General features: G+C 53.7%; 19 protein-coding genes. 5 read left to right on the top strand and 14 right to left on the bottom strand.

Annotated elements, in window-relative coordinates:
• Positions 1 to 9 precede the first annotated feature (9 nt).
• Positions 10 to 1,944, bottom strand: a complete 1,935-nt coding sequence (ftsH, locus tag AC1MKH_RS21650; protein WP_276220948.1) for an ATP-dependent zinc metalloprotease FtsH — start codon at positions 1,942 to 1,944, stop codon at positions 10 to 12.
• Between the two features lie 100 nt (positions 1,945 to 2,044).
• Complete coding sequence (gene rlmE, locus AC1MKH_RS21655) at positions 2,045 to 2,674, bottom strand: 23S rRNA (uridine(2552)-2'-O)-methyltransferase RlmE (protein ID WP_015962846.1); 630 nt, start codon at positions 2,672 to 2,674, stop codon at positions 2,045 to 2,047.
• Between the two features lie 126 nt (positions 2,675 to 2,800).
• Between rlmE and yhbY the strand changes: the two genes are divergently transcribed.
• Entirely contained in the window at positions 2,801 to 3,094 is a 294-nt protein-coding gene (yhbY, locus tag AC1MKH_RS21660; protein WP_041686369.1) for a ribosome assembly RNA-binding protein YhbY, read from the top strand.
• 153 nt (positions 3,095 to 3,247) lie between these two features.
• On the opposite strand, the gene greA is transcribed toward yhbY, so the two are convergent.
• Complete coding sequence (gene greA, locus AC1MKH_RS21665) at positions 3,248 to 3,724, bottom strand: transcription elongation factor GreA (RefSeq protein ID WP_276220953.1); 477 nt, start codon at positions 3,722 to 3,724, stop codon at positions 3,248 to 3,250.
• Between the two features lie 246 nt (positions 3,725 to 3,970).
• Between greA and dacB the strand changes: the two genes are divergently transcribed.
• On the top strand, positions 3,971 to 5,404 hold the full coding sequence (gene dacB / locus AC1MKH_RS21670) for a serine-type D-Ala-D-Ala carboxypeptidase (RefSeq protein ID WP_276220955.1): 1,434 nt from the start codon (positions 3,971 to 3,973) through the stop codon (positions 5,402 to 5,404).
• A 38-nt stretch (positions 5,405 to 5,442) separates the two neighbouring features.
• Here the strand turns inward: dacB and cgtA are convergent, their stop codons facing one another.
• The 4 genes from cgtA to rplU form a co-directional block, all read right to left on the bottom strand.
• On the bottom strand, positions 5,443 to 6,621 hold the full coding sequence (cgtA, locus tag AC1MKH_RS21675; RefSeq protein ID WP_276220957.1) for an Obg family GTPase CgtA: 1,179 nt from the start codon (positions 6,619 to 6,621) through the stop codon (positions 5,443 to 5,445).
• Positions 6,622 to 6,636: 15 nt separating this feature from the next.
• The gene (locus AC1MKH_RS21680; RefSeq protein ID WP_276220958.1) at positions 6,637 to 7,602 is read right to left on the bottom strand and encodes a DMT family transporter; all 966 of its coding nucleotides are present in this window, start codon (positions 7,600 to 7,602) and stop codon (positions 6,637 to 6,639) included.
• A 103-nt stretch (positions 7,603 to 7,705) separates the two neighbouring features.
• A complete protein-coding gene (rpmA, locus tag AC1MKH_RS21685) occupies positions 7,706 to 7,963 on the bottom strand; it encodes a 50S ribosomal protein L27 (RefSeq protein ID WP_007673187.1) in 258 nt (85 codons plus the stop codon).
• A gap of 19 nt (positions 7,964 to 7,982) precedes the next feature.
• Positions 7,983 to 8,294, bottom strand: a complete 312-nt coding sequence (rplU, locus tag AC1MKH_RS21690) for a 50S ribosomal protein L21 (RefSeq protein ID WP_003025032.1) — start codon at positions 8,292 to 8,294, stop codon at positions 7,983 to 7,985.
• A gap of 258 nt (positions 8,295 to 8,552) precedes the next feature.
• Here rplU and ispB point away from each other — a divergent pair, with 258 nt between their 5' ends.
• On the top strand, positions 8,553 to 9,524 hold the full coding sequence (gene ispB, locus AC1MKH_RS21695; RefSeq protein ID WP_276220963.1) for an octaprenyl diphosphate synthase: 972 nt from the start codon (positions 8,553 to 8,555) through the stop codon (positions 9,522 to 9,524).
• Positions 9,525 to 9,730: 206 nt separating this feature from the next.
• Positions 9,731 to 10,000, top strand: coding sequence for a DNA-binding transcriptional regulator SfsB (gene sfsB / locus AC1MKH_RS21700; protein ID WP_231826119.1), 270 nt, complete (start codon positions 9,731 to 9,733; stop codon positions 9,998 to 10,000).
• Positions 10,001 to 10,058: 58 nt separating this feature from the next.
• Here sfsB and murA read toward each other — a convergent pair whose 3' ends face one another.
• The 7 genes from murA to mlaF all read right to left on the bottom strand — a co-directional run bounded on the left by murA (position 10,059) and on the right by mlaF (position 14,889).
• Entirely contained in the window at positions 10,059 to 11,318 is a 1,260-nt protein-coding gene (gene murA / locus AC1MKH_RS21705; RefSeq protein ID WP_015962837.1) for a UDP-N-acetylglucosamine 1-carboxyvinyltransferase, read from the bottom strand.
• Positions 11,319 to 11,383: 65 nt separating this feature from the next.
• Positions 11,384 to 11,638, bottom strand: coding sequence for a BolA family iron metabolism protein IbaG (gene ibaG / locus AC1MKH_RS21710; RefSeq protein ID WP_015962836.1), 255 nt, complete (start codon positions 11,636 to 11,638; stop codon positions 11,384 to 11,386).
• A gap of 139 nt (positions 11,639 to 11,777) precedes the next feature.
• A complete protein-coding gene (gene mlaB, locus AC1MKH_RS21715; protein WP_276220970.1) occupies positions 11,778 to 12,068 on the bottom strand; it encodes a lipid asymmetry maintenance protein MlaB in 291 nt (96 codons plus the stop codon).
• Complete coding sequence (gene mlaC, locus AC1MKH_RS21720) at positions 12,068 to 12,703, bottom strand: phospholipid-binding protein MlaC (RefSeq protein ID WP_276220972.1); 636 nt, start codon at positions 12,701 to 12,703, stop codon at positions 12,068 to 12,070. Before mlaC ends, mlaB begins: the two co-directional genes overlap by 1 nt.
• A gap of 18 nt (positions 12,704 to 12,721) precedes the next feature.
• A complete protein-coding gene (gene mlaD, locus AC1MKH_RS21725) occupies positions 12,722 to 13,282 on the bottom strand; it encodes an outer membrane lipid asymmetry maintenance protein MlaD (RefSeq protein ID WP_327621859.1) in 561 nt (186 codons plus the stop codon).
• 4 nt (positions 13,283 to 13,286) lie between these two features.
• Positions 13,287 to 14,069: a lipid asymmetry maintenance ABC transporter permease subunit MlaE gene (gene mlaE / locus AC1MKH_RS21730; RefSeq protein ID WP_276220976.1), complete on the bottom strand. Its 783-nt coding sequence runs from the start codon at positions 14,067 to 14,069 to the stop codon at positions 13,287 to 13,289.
• Positions 14,070 to 14,076: 7 nt separating this feature from the next.
• On the bottom strand, positions 14,077 to 14,889 hold the full coding sequence (gene mlaF / locus AC1MKH_RS21735) for a phospholipid ABC transporter ATP-binding protein MlaF (RefSeq protein WP_015962831.1): 813 nt from the start codon (positions 14,887 to 14,889) through the stop codon (positions 14,077 to 14,079).
• A 202-nt stretch (positions 14,890 to 15,091) separates the two neighbouring features.
• Between mlaF and AC1MKH_RS21740 the strand changes: the two genes are divergently transcribed.
• Entirely contained in the window at positions 15,092 to 16,066 is a 975-nt protein-coding gene (locus AC1MKH_RS21740) for a calcium/sodium antiporter (protein WP_015962830.1), read from the top strand.
• The last annotated feature ends 4 nt before the right edge of the window (positions 16,067 to 16,070 follow it).

The raw sequence follows: 16,070 nt of genomic DNA on the forward strand, positions 1-16,070 counted from the left end.
GCGGATAACTTATTTGTCGCCTAACTGTTCTGACATGGTGTTGCCCGGGTTCGGCGTACGCGGTTCATCGACCGGACGCGGCGCACGCGGGGTGCCATTGTTGTCAGAATTGTTGGATGAACCCGGTTCTTCCCAGCCAGCTGGCGGGCGAACATCACGGCGGGCCATCAGGTCATCAATCTGCGGCGCATCGATGGTCTCATATTTCATGAGCGCATCTTTCATTGAATGCAGGATGTCCAGATTATCGTTTAGCAACTGACGCGCACGGTCGTAGTTACGTTCGATCAGCAATTTTACTTCCTGGTCGATGATACGCGCAGTTTCATCAGACATATGTTTCGCTTTCGCGACTGAACGGCCCAGGAACACTTCGCCTTCTTCTTCCGCGTACAGCAGCGGACCGAGTTTGTCGGAGAAGCCCCACTGGGTGACCATGTTACGCGCCAGGTTCGTCGCGACTTTAATGTCGTTCGACGCACCGGTAGAAACATGCTCTGCACCGTAGATGATCTCTTCTGCCAGACGACCGCCATACAGCGTAGAAATCTGACTTTCCAGTTTCTGACGGCTGGCGCTGATCGCGTCGCCTTCAGGCAGGAAGAAGGTCACACCCAACGCACGTCCGCGCGGGATAATCGTCACTTTGTGCACCGGATCGTGTTCCGGTACCAGGCGACCAATAATCGCGTGGCCTGCTTCGTGGTACGCGGTGGATTCTTTCTGCGCTTCCGTCATCACCATGGAGCGACGTTCCGCACCCATCATGATTTTGTCTTTCGCTTTTTCGAATTCAACCATCGATACAACGCGTTTGTTGCCACGAGCCGCAAACAGTGCCGCTTCGTTCACAAGGTTCGCCAGGTCTGCACCGGAGAAGCCAGGGGTACCACGGGCAATAATTGCCGCGTCGATATCCGGCGACAGCGGTACGCGACGCATGTGAACTTTCAGGATCTGCTCACGACCGCGAACATCTGGCAGGCCAACCACAACCTGACGGTCGAAACGGCCAGGACGCAGCAGCGCCGGGTCAAGAACGTCCGGACGGTTAGTTGCCGCGATAACGATAATACCTTCGTTACCTTCGAAGCCGTCCATCTCAACCAGCATCTGGTTCAGAGTCTGTTCACGTTCATCGTGACCACCGCCCAGGCCTGCGCCACGCTGGCGGCCTACGGCGTCGATTTCATCGATAAAGATGATGCACGGTGCCGCTTTCTTCGCCTGTTCGAACATGTCACGCACACGAGATGCACCCACACCGACGAACATTTCTACGAAGTCAGAACCGGAAATCGTAAAGAACGGAACCTTCGCTTCGCCAGCGATCGCTTTCGCCAGCAGCGTTTTACCGGTACCCGGAGGGCCGACCATCAGGACGCCTTTCGGAATTTTACCGCCCAGTTTCTGGAAACGGCTCGGCTCACGCAGGTATTCAACCAGCTCAGCCACCTCTTCTTTCGCTTCGTCACAGCCTGCGACGTCAGCAAAGGTGGTTTTGATCTGATCTTCCGTCAGCATGCGCGCTTTGCTCTTACCGAACGACATGGCACCTTTGCCACCGCCGCCCTGCATCTGGCGCATGAAGAAGATCCAGACACCGATCAGTAACAACATCGGGAACCAGGAGATGAAGATAGAAGCCAGCAGGCTCGGTTCTTCAGGCGGTTCGCCAACCACTTTGACATTTTTAGTCAGCAGGTTGTCGAGAAGCTTCGGATCGTTAACCGGAATGTAAGTCGTGTAACGGTTACTATCTTTCTTGGTAACGTTGATCTCACGTCCGTTGATACGCGCTTCGCGAACCTGGTCCTGATTGACCTCTTGCAGGAAGGTAGAGTAGTCCACCTTGCGGCTATTCGACTCGCTGGGCCCAAAGCTCTGGAATACTGACATCAGCACAACGGCAATGACCAGCCAGAGTATTAGGTTTTTCGCCATGTCACTCAAGGGATTAACCTCTTATTACAACTGTGTTAAAAACAGCGTCAGGATACTCTATATCCAGTGTCTTTCAAACTTTCGTTTGAAAATCCACCGTCTATGGTTTTCGCCCGGTCGCTACAATGTACACTTCTCGCGAACGTGCGCGGGAAGAGTCCGGCTTACGAACTTTCACCTTCGTAAACAGGGAGCGAATTTCCCTTAGATACTCATCGAAGCCTTCGCCCTGGAACACCTTCACTACAAAATTACCGCCTGGCGCTAATACATCACGAGCCATTTCAAGCGCCAGCTCCACCAGATACATGGCGCGGGGGATATCCACCGCGGGTGTTCCACTCATGTTTGGTGCCATATCTGACATGACAACTTGTACTTTACTGTCACCCACGCGTTCCAGTAACGCTTTCATAACGAGTTCATCACGAAAGTCGCCCTGAAGGAAGTCCACACCAACGATTGGATCCATAGGTAAAAGATCGCAAGCAATGATGCGGCCTTTGCCACCAATCTGCGTGACCACGTACTGTGACCAGCCTCCTGGGGCAGCACCGAGGTCGACAACCGTCATCCCCGGCTTAAAAAGTTTGTCACTTTGCTGTATTTCATCAAGTTTAAACCAGGCACGGGAACGTAACCCCTTTTTCTGTGCCGCTTGAACATATTTATCGCTAAAGTGTTCCTGAAGCCAGCGACTTGAGCTGGCAGAACGCTTCTTACCTGTCATTTAACTTTCCCATCGGGGCAGAACATCGTTGCCATGCGGCGTAAATTTCAACGCACTATTTGGCGATATATGGGAGATGGCGGTAGAATGACCCGTTTTCAATCCCAACGTAAGCAAAAATATACGATGAATCTGAGTACTAAACAAAAACAGCACCTGAAAGGTCTGGCACATCCGCTCAAGCCGGTAGTCATGCTTGGCAATAATGGTTTGACCGAAGGGGTACTGGCCGAGATTGAACAAGCGTTAGAGCACCATGAACTTATCAAGGTGAAAGTCGCGTCTGAAGATCGCGAGACCAAAACCTTGATCGTGGACGCTATCGTGCGCGAAACCGGCGCCTGTAACGTACAGGTCATCGGTAAAATGCTGGTGCTTTATCGCCCGAGTAAAGAGCGTAAAATCTCGCTGCCACGTTAAGAATATCCTAAAATTGCACACAACAGTGTGTAAAACGAGGGTTTTCCTTCGCGAAGGCTAGCAACATGCCACGCTCTTCAGCTTGATAAAAGGCCGCTATGCGGCCTTTTTCTTATCTTTACAATGCATCAACAACTCTGTGTTGGGCAACCGTTAAAGATACTCTACCTTAATGATTTCGTACTCGACTTCGCCGCCTGGCGTGCGAATGGTTACGACATCATCCTGTTCTTTGCCGACCAGGCCACGCGCGATCGGTGAGTTCACAGAAATCAGATTCTGCTTAAAGTCCGCCTCATCATCACCCACGATACGGTAGGTTTGTTCTTCATCAGTATCGAGGTTCAGTACAGTGACGGTGGAGCCAAAAATCACGCGGCCATTGTTAGGCATTTTGGTGATGTCGATCACCTGCGCGTTAGACAACTTGGCTTCGATATCTTTAATACGGCCTTCGCAGAAGCCCTGCTGCTCACGGGCGGCATGGTATTCAGCGTTCTCTTTCAGGTCGCCGTGTTCACGCGCGTCCGCAATAGCCGCAATGATTTCTGGGCGGCGAACAGATTTCAGAAAATCGAGTTCTTCACGCAGTTTTTCTGCGCCACGAAGGGTCATCGGAATAGCTTGCATTTGTTATACCTCTTGAACATTCCTGTTGGGAGCAGTTCACCCCACTCCGGCTCTCAGCCCGCCTGACAACGCCACGCGGCCAGGCCAGAAGCAAAAGAAAACCGACCCGGGTACAAAGTCCCAGGTCAGCAGCAATTTCTCATTTGATAAGCATTTTACCCTGAAGTTCACTATGGGTCATCGTTTACTTTACAGGGCGTTGCGCCGTAGTATGTCGGCTTGTTTCCAGGTTGTTAGCGCGGGATTATGCGATTTTCCAGATTTATCATTGGATTGACCACCACGATAGCGTTTAGCGTCCAGGCCGCGAATGTTGAAGAGTACACCAGTCAACTTCCTGCAGGGGCCAATCTTGCTTTTATGGTGCAAAAAGTGGGCGCAGCAGCGCCAGAGATTGACTACCACAGTCAGCAGATGGCGCTGCCTGCCAGTACGCAGAAAGTGATCACTGCGCTTGCGGCGTTGCTACAGCTTGGCCCTGACTTCCGTTTTACCACCACCCTTGAGAGTAAAGGCAGCATTGATGATGGCACGCTGAAAGGCGACCTGGTGGCACGATTTGGCGGCGATCCGACGCTAAAACGCCAGGATATTCGCAATATGGTGGCAAACCTGAAAAAAGCAGGCGTACAGAAAATTGAAGGTAATGTGCTGATTGATACCTCGATTTTCGCCAGTCACGATAAAGCCCCTGGCTGGCCGTGGAACGACATGACCCAGTGCTTCAGCGCCCCGCCCGCTGCCGCGATTGTCGATCGCAACTGCTTCTCGATTTCTCTCTACAGTGCGCAAAAAGCGGATGATTTAGCGTTTATTCGCGTCGCTTCCTACTACCCGGTGACCATGTTCAGCCAGGTACGTACGCTGGCGAAAGGCTCCCCGGACGCGCAATACTGTGAGCTGGACGTGGTGCCAGGCGATCTTAACCGCTACACCCTGACCGGCTGTCTGCCACAGCGTTCCGAGCCGCTTCCACTGGCTTTCGCGATACAGGACGGCGCCAGCTACGCCGGCGCGATCATTAAAGATGAACTGAAGCAGGCTGGCATCACCTACAGCGGCACGCTGCTGCGCCAGACGCTCGTCAACGAGCCGGGAACGGTTATCGCCAGTAAGCAATCCGCGCCGCTGCACGATCTGCTGCGGATCATGCTGAAAAAATCGGACAACATGATCGCCGATACCGTTTTCCGGATGATTGGCCACGCGCGTTTCAACGTGCCGGGTACCTGGCGCGCGGGTTCGGATGCGGTACGTCAGATCCTGCGTCAGCAGGCGGGCGTTGATTTAGGCAACACGATTATCGCCGATGGCTCCGGCCTTTCACGGCATAACCTGATCGCCCCTGCAACGATGATGCAAGTGCTGCAATATATTGCTCAGCATGATAACGAGCTGAACTACATCTCCATGCTGCCGCTCGCCGGGCACGACGGTTCTCTGCAATACCGCGCAGGTCTGCATCAGGCGGGCGTGGATGGCAAAGTTTCCGCGAAAACGGGTTCACTGCAGGGTGTGTATAACCTGGCCGGATTTATCACCACCGCCAGCGGTCAGCGCATGGCGTTTGTGCAGTATCTTTCGGGCTATGCGGTTTCACCGGCGGATCAACGTAACAGGCGTATTCCGTTGGTGCGGTTTGAGAGTCGGTTGTATAAGGATATTTATCAGAATAACTGAGCATAAAAAAAACCGGCCATCAGGCCGGGTTTTTTAGGTTAACGCTTGTAAATGAACTCAACGCCTTCTTCGTCGTCTTCGTCCCAATCGTCATCCCAGTCTTCATCATCATCTTCTTCGACAGCCGCTTCTTCAAGCTGCTGACGGTGGTAGTCATCCCACATGAATTCGACTTTTTCCGGCTGCGCCGCTTCTTCAGCAGAGACAATCGGGTTCTCGATGATAAAGGTCATGACATCCCAGCACAGGTCTTTTACGCCCTGCTGACTGGCGGCGGAGATCAGGTAGTGTTTACCTTCCCAACCCAGCGCGTCTGCAATCTCCTGAGCCTTCGCTTCAGCTTCCGCTTTATCCATCAGGTCGATCTTGTTGAAGACCAGCCAGCGTGGCTTACCGGCCAGTTTTTCGCTGTACTTCTCCAGTTCGCCAATAATAATGCGGGCGTTCTCAACCGGATCGGAACCGTCGATTGGCGCAATGTCGATGAGGTGCAGCAGAACACGGCAGCGCTCAAGGTGTTTCAGGAAGCGGATACCCAGACCAGCACCTTCCGCTGCGCCTTCGATCAGCCCCGGAATATCGGCAACCACGAAGCTCTTCTCGTTATCCATACGCACCACACCAAGGCTTGGCACCAGGGTGGTAAACGGATAATCCGCCACTTTCGGCTTCGCCGCAGACACGGCGCGGATGAAGGTGGATTTACCGGCGTTCGGCATACCCAGCATCCCAACGTCGGCCAGCAGCATCAGTTCCAGTTGCAGGTCACGTTTATCACCCGGCGTACCCATCGTTTTCTGGCGCGGAGTACGGTTAACAGACGATTTAAAACGGGTGTTCCCCAAACCGTGCCAGCCACCTTTTGCCACCATCAGACGCTGACCATGTTTGGTCATATCGCCCATGGTTTCGCCAGTACCCTGATCGATAACACGCGTACCAACCGGCACTTTAACGGTGACGTCTTTCCCGCGCTTACCGGTACAGTCACGGCTCTGGCCGTTCTGGCCACGTTCAGCACGGAAAGATTTTTCGAAACGGTAGTCAATCAGGGTGTTCAGGTTCTCGTCCGCTTCCAGCCAGACATCACCGCCATCACCGCCGTCGCCGCCATCAGGGCCACCGCGTGGAATATATTTTTCACGGCGGAAGCTTACGCAACCATTACCGCCATCACCTGCTACAACCAGGATCGTTGCTTCATCAACAAACTTCATTTTACTCTCCGTAAATCATTCGCCTGAGCGGGGGACAACTACAACCGCCTCACGCTTACGCCACCGTCCCCAAAGACGGTGACCAATGGCGGAATACATTGCGCCCGCAACCACGACAAACGCACCGAGATAACCGATAAGGTTTAACATCGGTCTGGCGAAGAAATCGGGCCAGGCCATTGATAATAAATCTGAAAACAACAGTGTAAACAGTGGGGTGAGCGTCACAATCGCGCTCACCTGCGCCGCCTGCCAGCGAGCCATGGCTTCCGCCAGTGCGCCATAGCCAACCAGCGTGTTCAGCCCACAGAAAATCAGGCAGGCCAGCTGCCAGTCACTGAGCTGATGGATAACCGCCGGCTTTGCCAATGGCAGCAGCGCAATAGTACATAAAGTGTACAGTAAAAACAGGATCTGTTGTGACGCCAGCCGCCGCAATAACACCTTTTGCGCGACGCCATAGCTCACCCAGACCATCGCCGCCCCGACACCGAAGATAACGCCCCAGGTGTAGTCGGTCAGGCGCGTGAAAATCTCAATCAAACTGGTGTTGAAGAACATCACCAGCCCACAGACCAGCATGATAGCGCCAACAATCTGCGTACCGCGCATTTTCTCTTTGAGGATAAATACGCTGGCAACCATCATCCCAACGGGAGAAAGCTGCCCAATGACCTGCGAGGCAGTCGGGCTGACATATTGCAGCGAGGAGCTGAAGAGAACAAAGTTCCCAAACAGACCGCCTGTGGCAATCGCCAGCAGCACCAGCCAACGCGGGTTACGGAAAATTCGCAGTGGCGGCAGCTTACGCTTTACCGTCAGAATGAGGCCGAGGCCGACAGTGGCCATTAAAAAGCGATAGAAGACAACGGTAGGCGGTTCCATGACCTCCAGTACCTGCTTCATTGCAATCGGCAAAGCACCCCAACATATCGCCGTGGTGAGTGCCAAAAGAATACCAATACCTGCCTGCTGCTTCATACCGGATTCCCTGCCTGAGACCACTGTGATTTTCCGGGCGTCGAATGTAAAAAGCCCCGCAACGAGTTGCGGGGCTTTAATCCGTTACCGGACCACGAAAACCTTACTCAGCAACGATGCTGATGTATTTACGGTTGTTCGGGCCTTTAACTTCGAATTTCACTTTACCGTCTGCTTTAGCAAACAGAGTGTGGTCACGACCGCAACCTACGTTGTTACCAGCGTGGAATTTGGTACCACGCTGACGAACGATGATGCTACCCGCCAGAACGGTTTCGCCACCGAAACGCTTAACGCCAAGACGTTTAGCTTCTGAATCGCGACCGTTACGAGTTGAGCCGCCAGCCTTTTTATGTGCCATTTAAATCTCTCCTCAGGTCTTAGGCGCTGATGCCAGTAATTTTCACATCAGTGAACCACTGACGGTGGCCCTGCTGCTTACGGTAGTGTTTACGACGACGAAACTTAACGATTTTAACTTTCTCGCCACGACCGTGAGCAACAACTTCAGCTTTGATTACGCCGCCATCAACGAAAGGAACGCCGATTTTGACTTCTTCACCGTTTGCGATCATCAGAACTTCAGCGAATTCAACAGATTCGCCAGTTGCGATGTCCAGCTTTTCCAGGCGAACGGTCTGACCTTCGCTTACTCGGTGTTGTTTACCACCACTTTGGAAAACCGCGTACATATAGAACTCCGCTTCCGCGCACATTAATCGTGTGATTCAGAGTGCGCTATAAATATTCACAATAGGGCGCGAATATTACGCAAAACGCGAGCCTTTGACAAGTGCTACCATCAATACATGCAGAAAAAAAACACAACTTTCACGGTAACGTTTATCTGAGCCGTTTTTTCAGTACAATCAGTACTACAACTCTAACGTAAAACCTTCGTTATCCTGTATGGATAAGTGGTAAACAGGACATTAAGCCCGGCTTTTGCGATGAATCTACAACAAATCAATGAGTTAACCGCGCAGGATATGGCGGGTGTCAATGCAACGATTCTTGAACAGCTCAACTCAGATGTTCAGCTCATCAATCAGTTGGGTTATTACATCGTCAGTGGAGGTGGAAAACGCATTCGCCCTATGATCGCCGTACTGGCAGCACGCGCTGTCGGCTACGAGGGAAATGCCCATGTAACCATCGCCGCGCTGATTGAGTTTATCCACACAGCCACGCTGCTGCACGACGATGTGGTGGATGAATCCGACATGCGTCGCGGGAAAGCGACCGCGAATGCCGCGTTCGGTAATGCGGCAAGCGTCCTGGTCGGCGATTTCATCTACACCCGTGCGTTCCAGATGATGACCAGCCTCGGCTCGCTGAAGGTGCTGGAAGTGATGTCGGAAGCGGTGAACGTGATTGCAGAAGGTGAAGTTCTGCAGTTGATGAACGTCAACGACCCGGATATCACCGAAGAAAACTACATGCGCGTGATTTACAGTAAAACCGCGCGCCTGTTTGAAGCGGCATCCCAGTGTTCCGGCCTGCTTGCGGGCTGTACGCCAGAGCAGGAAAAAGGCTTGCAGGATTATGGACGTTATCTCGGTACTGCTTTCCAGTTGATTGATGATTTACTGGATTACAGCGCCGATGGCGAGACGCTCGGCAAAAACGTGGGTGATGACCTCAACGAGGGCAAACCGACGTTGCCGCTGCTGCATGCCATGCGTAACGGTTCCCCGGAACAAGCGCTACTGATTCGCGGCGCGATTGAACAGGGTAACGGGCGTCATCTGCTGGAGCCGGTTCTGGAAGCAATGGCGGCCTGTGGCTCGCTGGAGTGGACGCGTCAGCGCGCCGAAGAAGAAGCAGATAAAGCCATTGCCGCCCTCTCACCGCTGCCGGATTCCCAATGGCGCGATGCGCTTATCGCCCTCGCCCACATCGCCGTTCAGCGCGACCATTAATCCTGCCTTTCTCTCCCGCGCACCTTGCGGGAGAGTTCCAGTAAAATCCAAAAAAATGATAGTTCACGCCTGATAACGTCAATAATTTGATGTTTTCTGAATTTTAAGTCGTGTTACATGAACTTTTTAGAGCTTATCTACAGAAAGCGTTATAGTACTCCCGTGTTGTTTTCACGAGCAATTTAGCTTCTGAACAGGGAGGTAACATGGATAAGTTTATTGACTGGCACCCTGCGGATATCATCGCGGGTCTGCGCAAAAAAGGCACAACAATGGCGGCGGAATCCCGCAAAAATGGCCTGAGTTCCTCTACGCTTGCCAACGTTCTGTCGCGCCCGTGGCCGAAAGGTGAGCTGATTATCGCCAAAGCGCTGGGTACGGAACCGTGGGTTATCTGGCCGTCACGCTATCACGACCCTATTACGCATCAGTTCATTGATAAGACGCAGTTGATGCGTCAGTCGAAAAAGAAATAAATCTCAGAAAGCACAACGCCTCTCACGCTGCGCGTAAGAGGCGTTGTCAGCAGAACGATTACTCGCCCTTCACACGTTCGATATTCGCACCCAGCGCGCGCAGTTTGTCTTCAATGCGCTCGTAGCCACGGTCGATGTGATAGATACGGTCAACAATGGTGGTACCTTCCGCGATGCAACCTGCCAGCACCAGGCTTGCAGATGCGCGCAGATCGGTCGCCATCACCTGAGCGCCGGAAAGTTTCTCAACGCCGTGACAGATAGCCGTATTGCTTTCGATTTCCGCACGAGCGCCCATACGGATCAGTTCAGGAATGTGCATGAAACGGTTTTCGAAGATGGTCTCGGTGATCACACCCGTACCTTCCGCCAGCATATTCAGCAGGGTGAACTGCGCCTGCATGTCGGTCGGGAAGCCAGGGTGCGGCGCAGTACGCACGTTCACCGCTTTCGGACGCTGACCGTGCATATCCAGGCTGATCCAGTCGCTGCCGACTTCAATTTCAGCACCGGCTTCGCGCAGTTTCGCCAGCACGGCGTCCAGCGTTTCCGGGCAGGCGTTACGGCAGATGATTTTGCCGCGAGAGATTGCCGCCGCCACCAGGAAAGTACCGGTTTCGATACGGTCTGGCAGTACGCGATAAACACCGCCACCCAGGCGTTTTACGCCTTCGATGGTAATGCGATCGGTGCCCTGGCCGCTGATTTTCGCGCCCAGCGCAACGAGGAAGTTTGCCGTATCGACAATTTCCGGCTCACGCGCGGCGTTTTCAATGATGGTGGTGCCTTCAGCAAGCGTAGCAGCCGACATGATGGTCACGGTGGCGCCAACGCTCACTTTGTCCATCACGATGTGCGCGCCTTTCAGGCGGCCATCGACGGAGGCTTTTACATAGCCTTCTTCCAGCTTGATGGTCGCACCGAGCTGTTCCAGACCAGTGATGTGCAGGTCAACCGGACGTGCACCGATGGTGCAACCGCCAGGCAGTGAAACCTGACCCTGGCCAAAACGCGCTACCAGCGGCCCAAGGGCCCAGATGGAAGCACGCATGGTTTTCACCAGTTCATACGGCGCGCAGAAGATGTTCACACCGCTGGCATCGATGTGTACCGAACCATTGCGCTCAACTTTCGCGCCTAACTGGCTCAGCAGCTTCATCGACGTATCAACGTCTTTCAGTTTCGGGACGTTTTGAATCTCTACCGGCTCTTCCGCCAGCAGTGCGGCGAAGAGGATTGGCAGTGCGGCATTTTTAGCGCCGGAAATAGACACTTCGCCCTGGAGCTTAGTCGGCCCCTGAACACGGAATTTATCCATTATTCTGTTCTCTGTTAAAAGTCATACTCGCCATCGATTCACGCCTTTACAGGCGAATCCATGGCTCAAAATCCGTTAAGTTTACGGTCGCGCGCCCACTCTTGCGGGGTATACGCTTTGATTGACAGGGCATGGATGCGGTTGTCCGCAATATACTCCATCAGCGGGGCATAGATAGTCTGCTGCTTCTTGACCCGGCTCATGCCGTCAAACATCTCACCCACCGCGATAACCTGAAAGTGGCTGCCATCGCCCGAGACGATCGCTTCCTGAAGGGAGAGTGCATTCATCAGCACGGTCTGAATTTCATGATTTTCCATGGGTTCACATTTTTATCTGATAGAGAAAACAGCCCAACATCTTAGAGGAAAGTGACGCAGGCTTAAACAATCAAAAAGCCCCATCGTGCAGATTGATGGGGCTTTGGGAGTAATCAACAGCAATAACGCACTGAAAGTATTATGGGATCATATCTGCTGGCAGATTATACAACCCGGCGAGCGTGGCGACGTTTTCGCTCACACCTTTAACGCTGGCTGTATTTCCCTGACGGCGGATCAGCTCGATAAAGTGGATTAATAACGCCAGGCCGGCGGTATCAACGCGGCTTAAACCACTTAAATCAATTACCTGCGCGCCGCTCGTGGCCTCGGCTCTGGCGTCCCACAGGGGAACCAGCAGATCTTGATCCAGTTCACCGTGTAGCGACAGGATTTCCCCATCGCGCGTCCAGCTTAACTGTTCTGTCATTATTTTTTCTGTTCCAGCGTGATCGGCTGGCTGGAGATGGATTTCAGCTGTGCGGTCAGGCCATCAATACCTTTAGTGCGCAGCAGATCGCTCCACTCGTTTTGCTTGGTGGTGATCATGCTCACCCCTTCCGCAATCATGTCGTAAGCCTGCCAGTTACCCGTCTGGGTATTTTTACGCCACTGGAAGTCCAGGCGCACTGGCGGGCGGCCGTTCTGGTCGATGATGGTCACACGGATTGGCACGATAGACGCGTCGTTCAGCGGCTGTTCCGGCGCAATCTGATAGGTCTGACCGTGGTACATCGCCAGCGCCTGGCCGTATGCCTGTTTCAGGTATTCACGGAACGCCACGAAGTAAGCGTCACGCTGTGCAGGCGTCGCGTCTTTGTAGTAACGGCCCAGCACCAGCGCACCGGCGTATTTTACCTGCACGTACGGCAGCAGTTCCTGATCGACCACGTCGCGCAGGTAGTTCGGATTCGCGCGAATTTTCGGTTGTTCATTTTTCAGGCGATCAAAAGTTTTCTGCGCCGCTTCATTCATCAGCTTGTACGGATTGGACTGGTCAGCCGCCGTTGCCGCGGTTAACGGGGCAATCACCAGCATAGCGACCATCAATAAGCGTTTAAACATGAGTTAAGTCTCCTGAAATTAATTCGTCGAGCCAGCAGCAGGCGTCGCAGCATCAGTATGTCCTTCGCCGGAGCTCTGCGCACCGCCTGAATTCTTATTGTCACCGCCTTTACTGTTGCTGCTGTAAAGGAACTGACCGATTAAATCTTCCAGCACCATCGCGGATTTAGTGTCCTGAATGGTCCCGCCATCTTTAAGGATAGCCGTTCCCAGCTCAGGGTCTTCAAATCCGACGTTCAGCGCCAGATACTGTTCCCCCAGCAGGCCGGAGGTGCGGATTGCCAGCGAGCTGGTATCCGGAATATGGTTGTAACGCTCTTCGATATCCAGCGCCACGCGCGGCAGATAGGTTTTCGGGTCGAGGGTGATGTCCGCGACGCGACCAATCACTACCCCGCCGATACGTACCGGCGAACGCGCTTTCAGGCCGCCGATGTTATCGAAGGTAGCGTAAATGCGGTATGTCGGCTCCACACGCAGTGAGGTAACATCCGCCGCTTTCAGGCAGATAAACAGCGCCGCCAGCATGGCAACCAGCAAAAAGATACCGACCCAGATTTCACTCTTTTTCGTTTGCATTCACTCAATTCCCAAACATCAGTGCCGTCAGCACAAAGTCCAACCCAAGTACCGCCAGCGACGAATGCACCACGGTGCGCGTTGTCGCCCGGCTGATCCCGGCAGAAGTGGGGATCGCATCGTAACCGTTGAATAACGCAATCCATGTAACCGTAATGGCGAAGACCACGCTCTTAATCAGGCAGTTCACCAGATCAAGACGTAAATCCACCGCGTTTTGCATTGCCGACCAGAAGAAGCCCGCATCAATACCTTTCCAGCTCACACCAACCAGCGAGCCGCCCCACACCCCCACCGCGACGAACATAATCGTCAGCAGCGGTAGCGAGATGACGCCCGCCCAGAAACGTGGAGCAATGACGCGACGCAGCGGATCGACCGCCATCATCTCCATACTGGAGAGCTGTTCCGTCGCGCGCATCAGGCCGATTTCCGCCGTCAGTGCGGAACCTGCGCGGCCCGCAAACAGCAGCGCGGCAACTACCGGCCCCAGTTCACGCAGCAGCGACAGCGCCACCAGCATGCCTAAACTGGTTTCCGCGCTGTAGGTGGTCAGCACCAGATATCCCTGAAGCCCCAGCACCATGCCGATAAACACCCCGGACACGATGATGATCAGCATCGACAGCACGCCAACATTATAAAGCTGACGCACCAGCAACGGCGCATGCTTACGAAACTCCGGCTTGCCGACGATGGCATTGAATAACATTAACCCGGCGCGCCCGAACGTCGCGAGGGTCTTAATCCCGCGATGGCCCAGCGCGGCCAGTGCATTTAACAGCATGAGTAAGTTAGCTCCCTGTTCCTAAGAGATCGCGGCGATAGTCGCCCGCAGGATAGCGGAACGGCACAGGCCCGTCGGCAATGCCGTCGAGGAACTGGCGTACCCGAGGATCGTCGTTTTCCTGCAATGCCGACGCGCTCCCGTGCGCGACAATTTTTTTATCCGCCACGATGTAGGCGTAATCCGCGATACTCAGCACTTCAGGCACATCGTGCGAAACCACGACACAAGTGACACCCAGCGCGCTATTGAGTTCCGAAATCAGTTTGACCAGCACGCCCATGGTGATGGGGTCCTGGCCGACAAAAGGTTCATCAAACATGATGAGGTCGGGCTCAAGCGCGATAGCACGCGCCAGCGCCGCACGTCGGGCCATGCCGCCGGAGAGTTCTGACGGCATCAGTTTTGCCGCCCCACGCAGGCCAACCGCTTCCAGTTTCATCATCACCGTGCTTTTCAGCAGGGCGGGAGGAAGATGCGTGTGCTCACGAATAGGATAGGCGACATTGTCAAAAACGTTCATGTCGGTGAATAGCGCGCCGGACTGAAACAGCATGCTCATGCGCTTACGCACGGTATACAGGCGCGAGCGGGACATCTCCGGCACATTCTCGCCGTCAAACAGGATCTCGCCGCTGTCCGGTGGGATCTGCCCGCCAATCAGGCGCAGCAGCGTGGTTTTGCCGATGCCCGACGGCCCCATGATGGCAGTAATTTTTCCGCGCGGCACCGAAAGCGAGATATTGTCAAAGATGACACGGTTCCCGCGCGTAAAGCTCATTCCCCGGACATCAACAAGATTCGCTAAACTCTGGCTCATACGTTTACCTTTACCAGGACCTTAACAGGGTGAGCATGGAATGATTCCCTGCCCTAAACCCGACATTCTTACAGAATCTGCTCTGCTTTGGTTAACGAAATCTGGCATTTGTTTTACTTTTACAGCGCATAAAGTCAAAATTAAGAATTCGTTACGACCAGGCGTTACGGACTAGCGATTATACCTTAAGAAAGGACTTTGAATGCTTTTAGCGACGGCTCTGTTCATAATTGGTTTACTTCTGGTGGTTTACAGCGCCGACCGTCTGGTTTACTCCGCATCAATACTGTGTCGCGCGGTAGGTATTCCGCCGTTGATTATTGGTCTGACGGTGGTCAGCGTCGGCACATCACTACCGGAAATTATTGTTTCTTCCGCCGCCGCGCTGCACGGGCAGGTCGATTTAGCCATTGGCACCGCCATTGGCTCGAATATCATCAATATTTTATTGATCCTTGGGCTTGCCGCCTTGCTGCACCCTTTTACCGTGCATTCTGATATCCTGCGCCGCGAAGTTCCCTTAATGTTAATCGTCAGCCTGCTGGCGGGCTATGTGTTGTATGATGGTGAATTATCACTGTTTGATGGCGTTTTTTTGCTCGCGCTGGCGGTGCTTTGGTTGCTGTTTACCGTTAAAATCGCCCGGCTGGCGGAACGTCAGGGAAACGATAGCCTGACCCGCGAACAGGTCGCGGAACTCCCTCGCGAAGGTTCGCTGCCGGTTGCGTTCCTGTGGCTCGGTATCGCATTGATTATTATGCCCATGGCGACGCGTATGGTTGTGGATAACGCTACCGTACTGGCCAATTTCTTTGCCATGAGCGAGCTAACAATAGGCCTGACCGCCATTGCGCTGGGTACCAGTCTCCCAGAACTGGCAACGGCAATCGCGGGCGTGCGCAAAGGCGAAAATGACATTGCCATTGGTAATATCATCGGCTCCAACTTTTTTAATATCGCCATTGTTCTTGGAATACCGGCGCTGCTTGCGCCTGGCGCGTTTAACCCACTGGCCTTCACCCGCGATTACGGGGTGATGGTTATCGTGAGCGTGATTTTTGCGTTGCTGTGCTGGCGACGTCAACAAATTGGCCGCGTGGCGGGCGCGCTCTTAACCGGCGGGTTTATCGCATGGCTGGCGATGCTCTGGTGGGCGACGCCGCTCTTTGTAGAATGAATCG

This window comes from Pseudocitrobacter sp. CD920760, assembly GCF_057782505.1.